This is a genomic window from Yersinia mollaretii ATCC 43969, assembly GCF_013282725.1.
In the GTDB taxonomy this organism is placed as follows: Bacteria; Pseudomonadota; Gammaproteobacteria; order Enterobacterales; family Enterobacteriaceae; genus Yersinia; species Yersinia mollaretii.
This window is the reverse complement of sequence record NZ_CP054043.1, coordinates 4,250,730-4,269,006: the sequence shown is the minus strand read 5'-3', so window position 1 is coordinate 4,269,006 and position 18,277 is coordinate 4,250,730. Positions and strand designations below refer to the sequence as shown.

The window sequence follows — 18,277 nt, the reverse complement described above, 5'->3', positions numbered from 1 at the left end:
CTTATGCGCGTTTGACTTCAACGAGGTTGGTATGTTGTGGGTTGCCTTTCGCCAGTGGCGAAGGCCGCAGTGTGGTTAATGTATTGATACAACCGCCCACGTCGATACCCTCCTTATTGAGATTACGCCATGCTCCCTGTGGCACACTAATGACCCCCGGCAAGACCCTCTCGGTGATTTTGACCGCAATGCGGATACGGCCACGGCTGTTAAAAATCTCCACCATTTCGCCTTGTTGTAAGCCCCGTGCCTGCGCATCAATAGGGTTCATCCAAAACTGATGCGGCACCGCTTCCCGCAGCATGGCGACGTTGTAATAGGATGAGTGGGTATGGCCTTTGACGTGGAAGCCGGTCATCTGTAGCGGGTAGGTTTTCAGGGTTTCGACATCACTGACGCCCTCAAATGTCGGGCAATACTCCGCTACGGCGGTAATGCGATCACCCGGCGTCAATTGCCACTCTTCTCCCAGTGTTGCCAGTGCTTCTGAGTAGATCTCAATTTTGCCCGAGGGGGTTTTCAGTGGGTTATTCAGTGGGTCATCACGAAACCCTTTTAACGCGATATATTGGCTGCTATCAGCATAAATTCGGTCAATAATACCCATGTCGTTGGTCTGCTCGAAAGGCGGCAGTGCCGGATTTTTCTCGCGCATTTTGTTATAGCTAATCTCAATCCACTCTTGCTGGGTATGGCCCTCGGTAAAGGCCTCGCCAATCCCCAATTTAGTGGCGATCTCAGCTAACACATCATAGGATGGGCGGCACTCCCATAGTGGCTCGATAGCATTTTGCAGCCGCGTCACATAGTGATAAGCGCCACTGGCGTAGGAGTTGTCGATCAGGTCATTGGATTCAACTGAGGTGACATCCGGTAAGAGTAGATCGGCATATTTAGCCGAACTGGTCATGTGGTTTTCCCACACCAAAATAAACTCGCACAGTGATTCATCTTGCAAAATAGTGTGGGTTTTATTCAGGTCCGAGTGCTGGTTCCCAATAACATTACTGGCGTAGTTCCACATAAACTTAATATTGGTATCAAGTTTATCTTTATTCTTTACATGGGCATTTTTTGCCGTCATTTCGGTGCCACGGAAAATAGCATCCGTCCACATAAAGCAGGGGATAGCGGTCTTGACCGGGTTCGCAATACTAAATCCGGGCACAGGATATTTTACGTTCCCGCCCCAAGCTCCGGTATTGGTGCCTGCCCGACCAATATTTCCGGTCATCAGTGGCAACATCATAATAGCGCGGGCGGCTTGTTCACCATTGGCACTGCGCTGGATGCCCCAACCTTGCGAAACCCAAGCTGCGCGGGCATTTCCTAGCTCTCGGGCCAACTGGATAATGCGCACTGGGGCAATGCCGGTTATTTCGCTGGCCCATTCCGGCGTTTTTTCTACCCCGTCGGCACCCTGACCTAAAATATAATCTTTATAAGAGCCATTGGCGGGAGCCGAGTCAGGTAATGTCGTGGCATCCCAGCCCACACAGTATTCTTTCAAGAAATTCTCATCGGTCAGGTTTTCTTTGATCAATACATATCCCAATGCGGCGACCAACGCGGCATCGGTGCCGGGAAATATGGGTATCCACTCGGCATTAAGGGTGGTCACGCTGTCTGTCATCCGTGGATCGATAATAATGACTTTGGCTTTACTTTTTCCCAGCGCATGAACGGTCTCAATATATTGGCCGCCACCTGACATTCGCGTTTCTGCCAGATTATGACCAAACATGACCACTAAATCGGAGTTTTTAATTTCATCCAGCAAGGTTTCGTCGGCATTACCATAGATATAAGGCATCACCGTATTTATTTGAGCGGTGGAGTAGGTGCCGTGTTGATCCAGAAAACCGCCAAGTAAACTCAGCATTCTTTTACAGGCGTTACGCCCCTGCAAATTAGCGCCGGTAGAACCGGAACCATATTGGTAATAAATGGCCTCATTACCATATTGGGCAATCGTTGTTTTCAGCTTGTCAGCCACAATAGTGGTGGCTTCATCCCAACTAATACGTTTGAATTTACCTTCACCGCGTTTACCGATCCGCAGCATCGGATATTTTACCCGATCTGGATTATAAGTTTTCCATCTGACTGAACGGCCACGTAAGCAGGGGCGAATTTGATGTTCACCAAAGGTGGAATCATCATAAATCGCTTCATTAGCAATTTTAATAATTTCGCCATTTTTGACATGGACTTTCAATGGGCAACGGCTACCGCAGTTAACCAGACAAGCGCTGTATTTGATGCTCTCTTCAGTTGCCGTTGCAGCCAGTGTTGGCGCGGCCTGAGCTGAAAAAGGCAGGGTGATTGAACCCGCAATGGCCGCAGCCCCGGTCACTGCGGCGGATGTTTGAATAAATTCACGGCGACTCAGTGAGCCGGTGGGGAGTCTTTTATTGTTATTCATCGACATTACCTATGAGGAAGACATTATCTTGACGAAAATAAAAAAATCAGAATAAAACAGTGATGTCCCACCTTAGGAAATAATTTGTTACTTTCATATGATATAAATCAATTAAGGCAGGATAACGAAGTTGCAGAGGTGATTTATGTGATCATGCCGAAGGTTATTAATTATTTACTGCGAGATGTTAACTATTATTTATACATAAAATTAATGTAATTACAGACTCTTTTTAATCTAATAAAGAATCACTCTCAACTGAAGGAAATATACTTCATTTGAATTAATAAATAGAAATATTTAATTTCTCTTAACAGTGTCGAGAAAAGTCTTAATATATTTTTGTCTTATCGGGTCATATTGACCAGACAATTTTTGCAATCGACGCTTTAACGAGCGCCTTTTAAGCTATTATTCTATTCTTGGTAGGTGTCGTTTCAGCTGTGACTACGCAAGGAGTTAGCGCGATGGCAAAGGTAAAAAATCTATCTGATCAAAGCGTTCGATCTGATAAAAACAACAGATTTGACCGCAACAATCTGTTTGGCGAGAAGAATATCCATGCGGTTTTTGAAGTCAGTCTGCTGCTAAAAGCGATACTGGCAACCTTGGAGATTGTCACCGGTATTTTAACCTATTTTATCACCCCGCATTTTTTACTTAATTTGCTGCATCGTATTACGCAAGTTGAGTTTATCGAGCAGCGAGGGGATGTGGTGGCGAATTATTTATTGCATGCCGCGCAAAGCCTCTCCATCAGCAGTTTGCATTTCGCCGCTTTTTATCTGGTGGCGCATGGCGTGATTAAGCTGTGGATCATTATTGGATTATGGCGCAAGAGGTTGGGCTATTATCCAATGGCTATCGTGATTTTTAGCCTATTTATTGTTTATCAACTCTATCGCTATACCTTTACCCACTCGCCACTGTTAATCCTGATCACCCTTCTGGATGCGGTGGTGATTGTGCTGACGTTACTGGAATACCGCCAGTTGCGGCATTCATTGCAACCTGCTGACTGAATATATTCCGTCAGCAGGTGAGACTGCACTTTTACTCAGCAAACAAATGCGCTTGACCCACTATTGTCAGATCCACCATTAAGCCGACGCTAATACCTTCTCGGCTGATGGTTTTAATTTCGATGCTCTCTTCGCTACTGACAATAAATAGCGTGAGTGTTGAGATAAAACCGGCAAAATCGATATTGATGATTTTCGCCAAGCAGTGAGTCGGGTAGTGATGGTCGGCGGGCAATGGGGTCAGGGTAATTTGCTCCGGGCGTAACATAATTCGCGTCAGACCTTGGCGTTTCGCGTCATCAACCTTGACTCGACCCAATGCACAATCTGCCCATCCGCTGGCGATATTGGCAGAGAGGATCACGGTTTCGCCAAGGAAAGTCGCGGTCGGCTCATCAATCGGCCGTAGGTAAAGCTCTTGCGGTGGGCCAACATGGGCCAGTTTTCCTGCGCGCATGACTGCGACCTGATCCGCAAACGACAGCGCTTCAGTTTGATCATGGGTCACTAAAATCGAGGCAATATTCGCCTGTGCCAATAGTTCGGCGACCGCTTTGCGAGTTGAGGCGCGCAACGCGGTATCCAGTGCGGAAAAGGGTTCATCCAGCAACATCAGCACTGGGCGCTGTGCGAGTGCTCTGGCGAGGGCCACCCGCTGTTGTTGCCCTCCGGAAATCTCATGGGGCCAAAGTTGGGATAATCTCCGGTCTAGTGCCACCATCTCCATCAACTCATCAATCCGATGCGCTTTTTCCTGCTTTGTGCCTTTTAGCCCATAACCAATGTTGCCCGCCACAGTGAAGTGCGGGAACAGGGCACCATCCTGCGGCACAAAACCAATGCCTCTTTTATGTGCAGGGAGTTGAGTGGTGCTATCGAATACCGGATTGCCTTGCAGGATCACGCTGCCGTGGTCGGGCGTTTCAAAACCAGCAATGATGCGCAGTAGTGTGGTTTTGCCGGAGCCTGAAGGGCCGACAATGGCGGTGCGGCTGCCCGCTGCAACCTGTAAATCAATGTGATCTAACACGGTAACCGATTGATAAGACTTCCCGATTTGCTGAAGTTCAAGCGTGCTCATAATCCTGCCGTGCGTTGAGATTGAGAATAAAGTAGCCAAGTGAGCGGCAGCGAGAGCGCCACCATCAGCAGTGCGTAGGGTGATGCTGCAACATAATCGATTTCGCTGGTCAATGCCCAGAAACCTGTCGCCAGTGTGCGGGTGCCATTGGGGGCCAGTAATAGGGTAGCAGTCAACTCATTGGAGATGGCGAGGAACACCAATGCCGCCCCAGCCGCCGCGCCCGGTGCTGCGAGGCGCAGGGTGGTGCTCCAAATCGCCTGAGTCGGCGTTTTACCCAAGCTGCGCGCCACATTTTCTAACTCAACGGGCGCTTGAGCAATACCGGCTCGCAGACTGATTAAAGCGCGCGGTGTAAACATCAACAAATAGGCCAGCAAAATAGTGAATTCGGTTTGATACAACGGACGGGCAATACGGATAGTGATGGTGACCAGTGCCAGCGCAACCACAATACCGGGCAGTGAGCTGGTGACATAATTACAGCCCTCCATGACTCGGTGCAAACGCCCCGGATAGCGCACTGATAACCATGCCATCGGGATAGCACACAGGGTGATGATCACCGCACCACTCAGGGCTAATGCCAAGGTTTGTTTCAAGGCAGGGAGCAATTCAGGGTTCAGCCACACATCAATGCCCCCGATAGAGAGCCAGCGGGCGAGGGTGATAAAGGGGACACCCAGCGAGAGGGCGGTGAGTGCCAGTGGCAACAGCAGACACAGCAGGGTGAGGGCCGTGCCCATTGTGTAAGCGGTTTGGCTTCTCGCGCTACCGGAGCCGACTCGGGCGTAGCGGTTATAGCCACGGCTGGTGGCTTCGATTAACAGCAACCCCAAGCAACATAACGCCAGCACACCAGCCAGCATATTGGCTGCCGGGCCATTAAAAGTGGATTGGAATTGGTCAAAAATGGCGGTGGTAAAGGTATCGAAACGGATCATGGCATACAGCCCATACTCCGCCAATAAATGCAGCGCAATCAGTATTGAACCGCCCCAAATAGCTAATTTTAGCTGGGGTAGCACCACGCGAAAAAAGATCGCCGTGGGGGGCTGCCCAGTGAGGCGGCGGCATCTTCAAGGCCGGGATCAAGACGGCGTAATACCGCTGATGCGGGCAGATAGATAAAGGGGAAATAGGCGATGACAGAGATAAAAACCCCGGCGGCTAGCCCGTGCATGGCGGGAACTAAACTGATCCATGCATAGCTTTGCACAAACGCGGGTACGGCCAACGGGGCAATGGCCAGCAGTGACCAGATCCGCCGACCGGGTAGGGTGGTCCGTTCGGTCAACCATGCCAGTGCAACGCCAATAATGGCGCAAATCGGTAAGGTGATAACCACCAGTAGTGCGGTGTTAATCAGTAATTCACCCACTCGTGGGCGAAAAACCAGTGCTTTGACGGTTGACCAGCCGGTATCAATGGCAATACCAATAACAAACCCCAGAGGCAGCAGGGAAATCAGCGAAAGCAGAATCGCGATAGTGACGATCCCAAAACCGGGACGGCGGCTAGAGTGCCGTGGTGCTGCTTTATTCAGCGAAACCGGTAACACATTATCGGGACTTATATTGGCCATATTCGTTAAGGCGCTCGGCATGTTAAACGCCCGCCGGGTGAGAGACGCGGCGGGCTAAAAATTCAGTAGGTTACCCTATTACAGCAGACCCGCTTCTGTCATCAACTCAACCACTTTTTTGCTGTTCAGTTTGGATGGTTCAACTTTCGGTGCTTGCAGATCTTTCAGCGGTACCAATTTAGGGTTTGAAGCCGCATCGACGCCAACGGCATATTCAAATGCGTCGTTGGTGCGCAAGATATCCTGCCCCGAATGGCTGGTGATCCATTTAACGAATTCCTGCGCTTCTTTCGGGTGCTTACTGGAGGCTAACACGCCGCCGCCAGAGATACTGACAAACGCACCTGGATCTTCATTTTTGAAGTAATGCAGCTTCGTTTTGCCGCTGTTCTCACCGGTTTTTGCCTGATCAACAAAGCGGTAATAGTGATAGATAACCCCGCCATCGATTTGCCCCGCATTCACTGCTTTCATCACGGTGCTATTGCCTTTATAGGCGGTAAAGTTGGTTTTCATGGCTTTTAACCACTCTAACGTGGCTTTTTCGCCTTTTAACTCCAGCATGGCACTGACAATGGCTTGGAAGTCTGCACCGGAGGGGGAGGCGGCCCAGCGGCCTTTCCACTCAGGCTTCGCCAGATCCATAATGGATTTAGGCAGTTGCGCTTCGCTGATTTTTTCCGGGTTATAGACAAATACGGTGCTGCGTGCCGCAATGCCAGTCCAGCGACCATGATCTGGGCGGTACTCTTTGGCGACCTGAGCTTGGGTTGCTGCATCCAGTGGCGCGAACAGTTTGGCGTTATCGACCAGCACCATGGCGGGCGAGTTCTCGGTCAGAAAAACGTCTGCCGGTGATGCACTACCTTCCTGAACCAACTGATTACCTAATTCGCTGTCTCCACCATTACGCAGGGTCACTTTGATGCCAGTCTCTTTGGTAAAGCCATCAACCCAAGATTTCACCAAGTTTTCGTGCTGTGCGTTATAAATCACGATGCCTTCATCATTTGATGCGGCATGAGCGGAAAACGCCAGCGCCATTGAGGAGGCCAGTATTGAAGAAGAGAGTAGAGCGATAGGGCCGAGAGAGGGAAAACGTAACTTCATAGCGACATCCTTTTAAAAGGTCAGAGAAGAAAACGAGATTGTCTGATAACGGCAATTCAGGACGATTGTATAGAAAGAAATTAGCAATGATAGTGAAAATCATTCGCAATATATGCTACAAAATGTTTCATTTTCAACACTATTTTTTATGTGGATAAGCCCTGAAGTTTAACTTCCCTATATCATTTGTGAGTTGTTTTTAACAGTTAATATAAAAAGATAGTCATGGCGTTATTTATTAATGTTTTCCTTTCATTCTCAGTAATTATTTTAATTAATATCTCAAGTTAATTTAATTATTGCCGATACTCCCTCTCAATATTACATGTCATGACAATATCTCTCTCGCAGACTTTGTTCTTTAAGTCTTTAGCTGATTGATAGTTTTAATAACAGGATGTTGGTTATGTGCCAATGGATAGCGATGAGTGGAAAAAAATTACTTAGCCTAGTAAATAGTTTTTATTTGATAGTAATCCGCATGGAGAGAATTCTCTGCTGTTTGATGGCATTGGTCTGTGGTTATTCTCATGCAGCTCCTAGCCCAGCTGAACGTAATATTATTCAACTCGAACAGCAACAACTGCTAGAGCGGGCGCGCCAACAACGTGATGACCTACAAATTACGCAACCAGATTTAGCGGTGCCGCAAACCCCTTTATTGTCGCAACCACAACCTTGTTTTGTGATTTCACGTATTGAGTATCTTGATAGCACACTTTTATCATCCACGGCGCAGCAGCACCTCAATTCTCCTTATATTGGCAAATGTCTGACACTGGCCAAAATCAATAAATTGTTGGCAGATGTCAGCAATGACTATATCGGGCGGGGATATATCACCAGCCGTGCATTTCTTATCGAACAGGATTTGTCCGATGGAAAATTAAATATTCGTATTCTTGAAGGAAAGCTGGAAGATATTCAGCTTGACCATCAAGGCGCATCAATGTTGGTAATGGCTTTCCCACATCTCAAAGGGAAGGTGCTGAATCTGCGTGATATTGAACAGGGTATGGAGCAAATTAATCGGCTACGAACCCGGCAAGTCCAAATCGAAATTTTACCGGGCAGTAAGCCGGGCTATTCCATCGTGAATTTGACCTCTCAGCCAGCATTTCCACTGACGTTTTCAGTGGGTAGCGATAATAGCGGTCAGAAAAGTACGGGGATATCTCAGCTTACCGCATCAATAAATGCTGATAATCCCTTGGGTCTAGCTGATCAGTGGTTTATTGCCGGTAGCCATAGTAGTGAGTTTTCTAATAGCCATAATGCGCGCAGCTTACAAGCAGGGGTCGGCGTGCCATTTGGCTATTGGAACATTGATTATAGTTATGCTTGGAGTGATTACCTCAACGTCATTCCGGATCGAAATTACAGTTGGCGTTCTACCGGCGATAGCCGGATACACCGAGGGACGCTATCTCGCGTGGTATTTCGCAACGCTGATATGAAAACGGCATTGTCGTTGGGTATTACCCATCGAGTCAGCCAGAACTACCTTGATGGGGTGCGATTACAAAGCAGTAGTCGCAGCCTGAGTAGCGGCATGATTGGCATCAATCACAGTCAGAAATTGCTCGGTGGGTTAGCCACATTCAATCCCTCATTCAGTCGTGGTACGCCGTGGTTTGGTGCTGAAAATGATGCCCTCAAAGAGGCTGATGCGCCACATGCCGAATTCAACAAATGGGCACTTTCTGCCAGTTATTACTCTCCTTTGACCTCTTCTGTGAGCTATCTCACCAGCCTGTATGGGCAACATTCACATGATCGCCTGTATGGCAGTGAACAGTTGACTGTGGGGGGAGAAAGTTCGGTTCGTGGTTTTAAAGAGCAATACCTGTCTGGCAACAATGGGGGGTATTGGCGGAATGAAGTGAATTGGCAGGTACTGCAATTACCTTTACTGGGCAACTTGTCACTCACCGCAGCAATAGACGGTGGCTGGCTGGAACACGATAAACAGGATGAACATGCAGAAGGTTCGTTATGGGGCGCGGCAATGGGTGTGGCTAACAATGGCCGCTACTTCTCCAGCCAATTGAGTATCGGTAAACCGCTGAGTTATCCCAGTTGGTTGAAGCCAGACAATATGACGTTCTATTACCGCATCGGTATCGTGATTTAATTCATTAACGCAAAGGAACCGCAGAATGATCCCCATTTATCTTCGCCAGAAACTGATCAGCTATGCCCTGATTTATCTGGTTGCTATCCAGCCGATTATGCCTGTGATGGCTGCGGGAATTGATGTTGCCCAAGGAAGTACTGCACTGGATAAGGCGGGGAATGGGGTGCCGGTGGTGAATATTGCTCCACCCAATAGCGCGGGGGTTTCTCATAATGTTTATAACCAGTTCAATGTGGGTAGCGAGGGGGTCATTCTCAATAATGCGACGGACCGCTTAACTCAAACCCAACTGGGTGGCCTGATTCAGAGTAACGCCAATCTCAACGGCAAAGCGGCGGGAGCCATTATTAACGAAGTGGTTTCGGCCAACCGATCACAATTAAATGGCTACCTTGAGGTGGGCGGAAAAGCAGCGGCCGTGATGGTCGCTAACCCCTATGGTATTACCTGCGATGGCTGTGGTTTTATCAATACTCCCAATGTGACGCTGACCACGGGTAAACCGATGATGGATACCAATGGCAAATTACAGTCGTTGGACGTGACACAGGGGGCAATTTCGATTCAGGGGAAAGGGCTGGATGCCAGCCAGAGTAGCGCACTGTCGCTGATTAGTCGTGCCAATGAAATTAATGCACAAATACACGCGCAAGATCTCACTGTGATTGCGGGCAGCAACCGAGTGGATAGTGCAGGTCATGTCAGCGAGCGGCAAGGTCAAGGTGACGTGCCACAAGTGTCGATTGATACTGGTGCACTGGGTGGCATGTATGCCAACCGCATTCGGTTGGTATCCAGTGAGAAAGGTGTTGGCGTTAACCTCGGCAACCTGAATGCCCGTCAGGGTGATATCCAATTGGACAGCAAGGGCAAACTGACAGTCAATAATGCGGTGGCTCATGGGGATATTATTGCCTCAGCCGACCAACTTCATCTGCAAGGTCATCAGCGAGCGCAAGGCAATATTACGCTTAATAGCCATGGTGAGAGCCGGTTGGACAATGCCACATTGCTGGCAGGGGATACGCTAGCCGTCAAGGCAGGCGGCAAAATCACCTCGAAAGAGAGTCAACTTAATGCTGGCGTAGATTCAGCCGGAAATATCGGTGAGAAAGGAACCGTATCTCTTCAGGGAAGTGAGTTAGCGTTACAGCAAAGTCATGTTGCTGCCGCAGCAGTGAGCGTGGTGAGTTCAGGGGATATCGTGCAGGATAAGGAGAGTAGTCTGACTGCACGACAACTCAAACTGAGTGGTCAACACCTTGAGCTAGCAGGGCAATTAGCGGCCAATAATGATTTATCTATCACGGGTCAAAGTTTGCGGGGGAGCAAAACAGCATCGGTAGGCAGCCAGAAAAACATCACGTTTAATCTTGCCGGTGATAGTGAGTGGGCCGGGCAAATGGTGGCAGGTAATGACCTGATCTTTAGTGGTCAGAGTTTAACTAATCATGGGCAACTGCTGGCTGCAAATCAGATGCATTTCGAAGGCTTGGGGCTAGATAATCAGGGTCAGATATTGGCTGCTGACATCAATATCGCGGTACATCGGCTTAATAACCAAGGCCAACTTCAGGGTGATAAGAGTCTCTTGCTGACTGCGGATAGTTTAGTGCAAAGCACTCGAGGCACAATGAATAGTGGGCGTGCATTAACCCTGCGTGCTGCTGAGATGGATATTAGTGGTGACCTGCAAAGCCAGATCCTCGATGTGAAAGGGGACAATTGGCATAACCACGGTAATGTTGTTGCGCAAGAACATGCCCAATTACGGCTGGGTCACACTATTGATAATCGCGGCGTATTGGTTTCCGCTGGCGATATGGATTTATCATTTAATCAGTTGAGTAATCAGGGGCGAATCCTTGGGGCCGAATTGGCACTGAGTGGTAAAAATATTAGTAATAGCGGCCAGTTAGTGGGGAAACAGCAGTTATCTCTACAACTGGATGAAGGTTATCAAGGAACTTCTTCAGGTGAGTTAAAAAGTGATGGTCTGCTCTCGGTGACTGCGGATGAGATTAATAATCAGGGACATTGGGAGAGTGGTTCGCTTAATACGACAGCACAGCAATTGACCAATAATGGCAAGGTGTTGAGTGTCGGGTCACAAAATATCAATCTTAGTGGGTCATTGACTAATCAACAGTTAGGCCAATTCCTGACGGACGGCGAATTTATCATCGTTGCTGAACAGGTAATAAATAGCGGATTGTTACAGGGCAATCAAGCCGTGACACTAAACGGCCTGAAACAGTATCAAGGTGGCACCGGCAGCCAATTATTGACGAAGGGTGTAGGTGAGATTCACTCCGATAGTGTGAATAACGCCGGGTTAATTCAAGCTGGCTCGTTGTCATTGACGGGAGAGGTGTTGGATAACACGGGTACGCTTTCGGGATTATCAACATTACACATTGATAGTCATAACGAGATAATTAATCAGGCTCGTGGGCAATTATTGTCTGATAACACCATTAAGCTTGATAGCGAGCAACTGGTTAATAATGGACTCATGCAAGGGACTGAGTTGGTATTAGCCAGTCAGCACCTCACCAATAATGGCACATTACTTGGCTTAACGTATCTTGAGTTACAGGCGGTGAACCTGACTAATAGTAGCGCTGGCAAAATTCTCAGCGGTCAGGATCTGCATTTCACAACATCTCACCTGCAACAAAATGGTCAATGGACCGCACTGAGGGATTTGACCGGTGAAATCAAAGGTGCTTTAGATTTTAGCGGTGCCATGGCTGCGGGTAAGCAACTCAGCTTGCAGGTTGATGGTGATTTTAACCAGCGCGGTAACTTGCAAGGGAATGATGTCAGCATTACCAGTCGCGGGGTGATAACCAATAGCGGCCAACTCGCGGCGGGTAGCGGTAGTCTGGCACTTAATGGCGCAGCCATTAATCAGGAGCAGAGCGGCAGTCTACAGTCAGGGGGGCAAATTTCACTCACCAGTCGCGGTGATATTAACAATCGTGGTTTTGTCGGTGCGGCCGGTGATTTGTTGTTGCAGGCAATCGGCGCGGTAAATAATACCAGTCTGCTGTATGCAGGTGGCAGTATGCGCTTATTAGCTGATGCGATTTATAACGTCCGTGGCGATATTCTGGCAGGCAATCATTTATGGATGCAGCGGGATAATGCTGGAAATTCTAACCGTGAAATTATTAATAGCTCCGGAAATATTGAGACTCAGCAAGGAGATATGGTGCTTAATACTGCGTCATTGCTCAACCGGCGTGACGGTTTTAGCGTCACAGAAAAAACCGGTGCAGTGAATAGCGGCGGCATTGCCAATGTGGGTGCTACCAATATTCTCATATCATCTGGTTATTTTAAGCCGGGGGAAGTCACGCATTATTCCAAAACAGTGACTGGCGGTGGACATCATGGAAATGTATCAACAGTTAACCTTCTCGGATTAGTGCCTTCGGCTCGAAAGCAAAAACTCTCGACCAGCAGTTCAATTGTTACCGTAGATAGCCCTTATGATGTTGGCCGGATCGTGGCGGGCAGGGATATTAATATTTCAGCAAATACGTTGGTCAATCAGGCCAGCCAAATGTCAGCTGGTAGGAATGCACTATTACAGGGGCAGTCACTCAATAATCAGAGTTATCAAAGTGGGACGTTAACGCAGTATCTGGTTTATACCAATACTCGCGACACTAACCCCGAATATAACTTATTTGAATTTAAATTGAGTGGCAGCCCGACCTACGAAATAAGCAATGACGGGCAACTTTATCAGGGGGTGATACAGGCTGTAGGGAGTGTCTCGGCTAATTTCACACAAAATCTGAGTAATACTTCGGTTAAACCCAATATAGGCAGCATTGTTCATCAGGTGACGCAGCCCAGTCTAACGGCCACTACGGTGCCATCAGAACTTGCCACCAAGCCAAATTCAGGCGCAGCTCAAGTTGCTCCAGACAGCAATAATGGTGATTTGGTTGCCCTTTATAATCAAAGCGGCACTGCATTAACCTTTGGTTTGGGTACTGATGGTAAGCCATTAACCCGTGCTCAACTCTCTGATTATCCGCTGCCTGATAGCAATAACGGCCTGTTTGTTGTTAATTCAGAGCCGGGTAGCCGCTATCTGATCAGCACTAATCCGACATTGGAAAAGCTGGGTAACGTTGATAGCACATTGCTTTCCGGTTTGCAGGCCATGTTGGGTCGTCAGCCCCAAACGTCTGTTGCTATTGAGCGAAACCCACAGTGGACTCAGCAGGACAATTTCCTCGGTTCTGATTATCTGTTAAAGAAAATCAATCTTGATGCTGAACATGATTACCGATTCTTGGGGGATGCGGCTTTTGATACTCGCTATATCAATAATGCGGTCTTGAGCCAGACTGGCCAGCGTTACCTCAATGGCGTGGGCTCTGACTTGTCCCAGATGCAATATTTACTCGATAACGCAGCGCAATCGCAGAAAAAACTGGATCTCAAATTGGGGGTCAGTCTAACGCCGGAACAGGTTGCGCAATTGAGTCACAGTATCGTTTGGTGGGAGAATATTAATGTTAACGGCCAGACTGTATTAGCGCCGAAACTGTATCTCGCGAAAGCTGAACAGGCACATTTACAGGGCAGTGTGATCAGCGGGAATAAGGTCGAGCTGAATGCGGGTTCAGTGACCAACAGTGGTGTACTTAAAGGTGTTGAACTGCTGGCAATAGCCAGTCAGGACACCATTACCAATGAAAAAGGCGGGTTGCTTACCTCTGAGGGTGCACTGAATCTGACCGCCTTGAATAATATCAGTAACCTCAGCTCATCCATTTCCGGTGATCGTGTCGCAATAACAAGCCAGAACGGCGACATAATCAATCAGACACAAACCCGCCAGTGGTCAGCAGACCAAAGTCGGCAACCGGGCTATTGGTCTGGGATAAAAACACAATCAATGACCCAGACTGAGGTGGGTGAGACAGCGGCCATTACTGCGGGTAAAGCACTCACGCTGGCGGCTGGAAATAATATTGCTATCACAGGGGCCAAAGTGACTGCGGCGGGCGATATTGGCATACAGGCAGCTCATGACATCAATATTATTGCCAATGATCTCTACTCTGCACAGCAGCAAACCCTTGGCCGGAACAGAAATATCGAGCTGAATGAACAGCACGAGAGCCAAAGTAGTCATGTCAGTGCGGGTGGCACGTTAACTGCGCATGCTGGGCGGGATATCACATTATCTGCCAGCCATTTAGGTGCTGATGGCAATGCAACATTGCAAGCTGAACGTGATGTCAACTTACTGGTTCAGGAGAAAAGCACTCGTAATCAGCATATTGACAGTGAAGATAAAACGACGGGATATACCCGAAGCACACTGAGTAGCGGGGGCGATTTAACAGCCAGTGCTGGTCGTGATATCAACTCACAGGCGGCAGCAGTGACTGCGGAGAACACGCTTGCGCTCAATGCCGGTCGCGATATCAATCTTAATGCTCAGGAAAGTCGCCAATATAACGAAAGTCACGGTAAAAATTATAAACGCGTTGATGAGGCCATTCGCCAGCAAGGCACTGAATTAGCTAGCGGTAAAGGCACGCAAGTTCATGCCGGACAGGATATTAATTTACATGCGGCCAGTATCAGTGCAAAAGGTGACCTAGCTTTACAAGCGGGACGTGACATTGCTGTTAATAGTGCCACTGAGAGCGACTATCACTTCTTCGAAGAGAAGAAAACCAAGAAAAAACTGGTCTCAAAGACGACCATTCACAATGTGGAAGAGGATTTTGCTACCACAGAAAAAAGCTCGGCTCTCGTAGGAAATAATGTCTCGCTGAGTGCGGGTAACAATCTGATAGTTAAAGGTTCTTCAGTTGTGGGCGATGGGACCGTGGTGCTCAAAGCGGACAACAATGTCGATATTGTCGCTGCCACTGAGCAGCAATCCAGCTATCGCCTGAACGAGAAAAAAACCAGTGGTATGTTCAGCGGTGGCGGTTTGGGGGTGACGTTAGGCAGTAAATCCAGCCGCCAGCAGATTAATCAAGAGGGTAGCAAGCAGAGCGAAAGTGCCAGCGCGGTCGGCTCTACGGCGGGTAATGTCAGTATTCTGGCTGGCGCACAGGCCCATATCAGTGGTTCAGATGTTATTGCCGGTAAAGATCTTAATGTGATTGCTGGCACGATTAAAGTCGATCCCGGAAATGATGTACTGAAACGTCGGCAGATTTATGAGCAAAAACAGAGTGGGCTAACACTTTCACTCTCCAGCCCATTTACCGATGCTTTGCTGGCAATCAATAGCAAATTGAAACAGGCCAGTGACGCAGGCAGTGACAAATTAAGTGCGCTCTATGGTGCTCAGGCTGCACGGGAAGCTTGGGTCGGGGTGGATGGCACTATGGATATGATGGCGAGCAAGCCGGGCGGGCCAGCCGCAGATCCGGGAGCCAGTATTAAATTACAGCTTAGTGTCGGAGCTAGCCATAGCAAATCGACGTCAGAACTGGCGCAAAATCAGACACGGGGAAGCAGCCTAACGGCGGGTGATAATCTGACCATGGTTGCCAGCGGTGATCATGAGCAAAGCGGCGACCTCAGTGTGGTCGGCAGTGGCGTTACCGGTAATAAAGTGACCTTGGTAGCCAAAAATGATGTGCTATTGGCCGCTGCCAGTAACAACTCCGAGCAAACCAGTCGCGATAGCAGTAGCGGTTGGAATGCCGGGGTGCATCTCTCACTAGGCAAGGAGACTGGGATTGGTATTGCTGCCAATGGTTTTATGTCAAAAGGGAACTCAGACGGTAAAACTACAGATTATGCCAATGCCCGTATTAATGCCAAAGAGGCTCTAGCCATAAACAGTGGGCGCGATACGGTACTATCCGGGGCCCAAGTGTTGGGGGATAAAATCACGGCAGAAATAGGCCGTGACCTGACGATCAGCAGCCTGCAAGATTCAGATAATTATAATAGTATTCAAAAGGATGCTAGCGCTGGATTCAGTTTCACCTTTGGTCCATCTGGTGGCGGTTCCGCTTCATTTAGCCTCGGTAAAACCAAAATAGAGAGTAAATATGCCAGTGTGGGTGACCAAAGCGGTTTCTTCGCTGGCAGTAAAGGTTTTGATCTGAATGTTGGCAACCATACTCAACTCAATGGGGGGGTGTTGGCCTCGACGGCGGGAGCGCAGGACAACCTGCTATCAACTGGGACCTTGGGATGGGGGGATATTCATAATCAGGCGGAATATAAAGCGACCAGTACCCGTATTGGTTATTCAACGGATGCGCCGATGCCAACCTTGGGGATGGCGAATGCCCACGGCAGTGCCAGCGGAACAACGCGCAGTGCGGTAGCCAGCGGGGAGATCGAGATCCGCAATCAGGGCGAGCAGCAGCAGGATGTAACGACTCTCAGCCGTGATACAGATTCAGCCAATGGCCGTATTGATAAGATCTTTGATGAATCTAAAGTTAAAGATCAGATGGCATTTACCCAAGGGGTGACCCAATTAGCGACTCAGTTGGTGGGGGATGTCAGCAGTTGGAACATGAAGCAAGCTGAGCGATCCGCCGCCGAAAAGCTGGAAAAAGACCCTAAATATCAGAACGCCACGCGAGAGAAGCGGCAAGAAATGATCTATGCCTCTGCTGATTATAAAGCGGCGCAAGAATCATTTGGTATTGGGAGCAGTTTCTGGACAGCCGGTATGGCGGTCAGCGCAGCATTAACGGGTTTAGCCGGTAATGCTGATATTGGCAGTATTAGCAGTGCGGCCGTTGCTCCTTATCTGGCGGGGCAAATAAAGAAATACACCACGGATAAAGACGACAAGGTTAATAAAACCATCAATATATTAGCCCATGCGATATTGGGTGGTATTGTCGCCCAAATGCAGGGTAATTCAGCCACTGCGGGGGCATTAGGTGGGGGCGGTGGTGAGCTGGCTGCCCGTATCTATATGGACCAAGTGCATCCGGGTAAGAAAGTCTCTGATTTGTCCGAAGCAGATAAGAAAATTGTCAGTGCCATTGGCACCTTAACCGCCGGTATTCTTGGTGGGTTAAGTACCGACAGCAGCACGGGTCTGATTACGGGGGCACAGGCCGGGAAAAATGCGGTTGAGGATAATAACCTTAGTTTTGGCAAAGGCATGGCAGACATAGGAATGTCGCAGACCTCGCTTGGTGTTTCCATGCTGCGAAATGGGACTTCACCGGATGAAGTTTCAGCGGCATTGGTGAAGAACTCTTTGGGGCAGACCCCTGAGGGTCAGGACCCGATTCGGGGATTGTTGACTGCTTGGGCTGAATTCTTCGGAGTGCCTGTTACTGCTTTGATAGCAAATGGGCCAATGACCGTCGAAAGAGCGGCAGAAATTGTGTCAAGTGGTGTGCCAACCAGTGAAGCAAAACTAATACAATATACAGCAGCGAAAGCCTTTTTAGCTGTAGCAAAAAATCTGCCACAAGGGACTACTTTGGTCAGTACCCCTGAAGGTATTAGCTTCAGAATCGATCAGCCAAAGCACTTATCATCAGTTGACGGATTTACGCAGAAGGCAGGCATTTCAGGTGGGCATAATGCTGATGCTTTTTATGAGGCTGCAAAACAATATGATGTAAAAATTCTCAGTGAAACATCCACCGGGGCCAAGGGTATCACAGAGGTTAAATATCAAATACCCACCAAAGACCGGGCCGGAAATCTTACAGGAGGATATAAGCCTGCCGTTGAAACAAAAACTATTTATGACCCTAATGTATTCACTGATCAGAAAATTTTAGAGCTTGGACAACAAGCAGCAGCTAAAGGCTATAAAGATGCAATGGCGAGTAAAAGCGGGCAAGCTAGTGCAACTGTCGATGGCGTTAGCTTCAGAATATATGTGGATAAGGATACTGGGAGAGTACGGAATTTTCATCCTAATTGAGGT

At 48.5% G+C, this 18,277-nt stretch carries 6 protein-coding genes and 1 pseudogene; 3 read left to right on the top strand and 4 right to left on the bottom strand.

What is annotated here, in order from left to right; all coding sequences use genetic code 11:
• Position 1: 1 nt before the first annotated feature.
• Positions 2 to 2,425, bottom strand: coding sequence for a DmsA/YnfE/YnfF family dimethyl sulfoxide reductase (locus HRD69_RS18945; RefSeq protein WP_145569401.1), 2,424 nt, complete (start codon positions 2,423 to 2,425; stop codon positions 2 to 4).
• Positions 2,426 to 2,892: 467 nt separating this feature from the next.
• On the opposite strand from HRD69_RS18945, the gene HRD69_RS18940 reads away from it, so the two are divergent.
• The gene (locus HRD69_RS18940) at positions 2,893 to 3,447 is read left to right on the top strand and encodes a DUF2127 domain-containing protein (RefSeq protein WP_004876807.1); all 555 of its coding nucleotides are present in this window, start codon (positions 2,893 to 2,895) and stop codon (positions 3,445 to 3,447) included.
• Between the two features lie 31 nt (positions 3,448 to 3,478).
• Here the strand turns inward: HRD69_RS18940 and HRD69_RS18935 are convergent, their stop codons facing one another.
• The 3 genes and pseudogenes from HRD69_RS18935 to HRD69_RS18925 form a co-directional block, all read right to left on the bottom strand.
• Positions 3,479 to 4,528, bottom strand: a complete 1,050-nt coding sequence (locus HRD69_RS18935; RefSeq protein WP_032815248.1) for an ABC transporter ATP-binding protein — start codon at positions 4,526 to 4,528, stop codon at positions 3,479 to 3,481.
• Positions 4,525 to 6,113 (bottom strand): annotated as a pseudogene (locus HRD69_RS18930) (ABC transporter permease). Before HRD69_RS18930 ends, HRD69_RS18935 begins: the two are co-directional and overlap by 4 nt.
• 78 nt (positions 6,114 to 6,191) lie before the next feature.
• Entirely contained in the window at positions 6,192 to 7,223 is a 1,032-nt protein-coding gene (locus HRD69_RS18925; protein ID WP_004876810.1) for an iron ABC transporter substrate-binding protein, read from the bottom strand.
• A gap of 481 nt (positions 7,224 to 7,704) precedes the next feature.
• Between HRD69_RS18925 and HRD69_RS18920 the strand changes: the two genes are divergently transcribed.
• Both HRD69_RS18920 and cdiA read left to right on the top strand, forming a co-directional pair.
• The gene (locus HRD69_RS18920) at positions 7,705 to 9,357 is read left to right on the top strand and encodes a ShlB/FhaC/HecB family hemolysin secretion/activation protein (RefSeq protein WP_004876811.1); all 1,653 of its coding nucleotides are present in this window, start codon (positions 7,705 to 7,707) and stop codon (positions 9,355 to 9,357) included.
• A gap of 25 nt (positions 9,358 to 9,382) precedes the next feature.
• Positions 9,383 to 18,274: a contact-dependent inhibition toxin CdiA gene (gene cdiA / locus HRD69_RS18915; RefSeq protein ID WP_004876812.1), complete on the top strand. Its 8,892-nt coding sequence runs from the start codon at positions 9,383 to 9,385 to the stop codon at positions 18,272 to 18,274.
• Positions 18,275 to 18,277 lie beyond the last annotated feature (3 nt).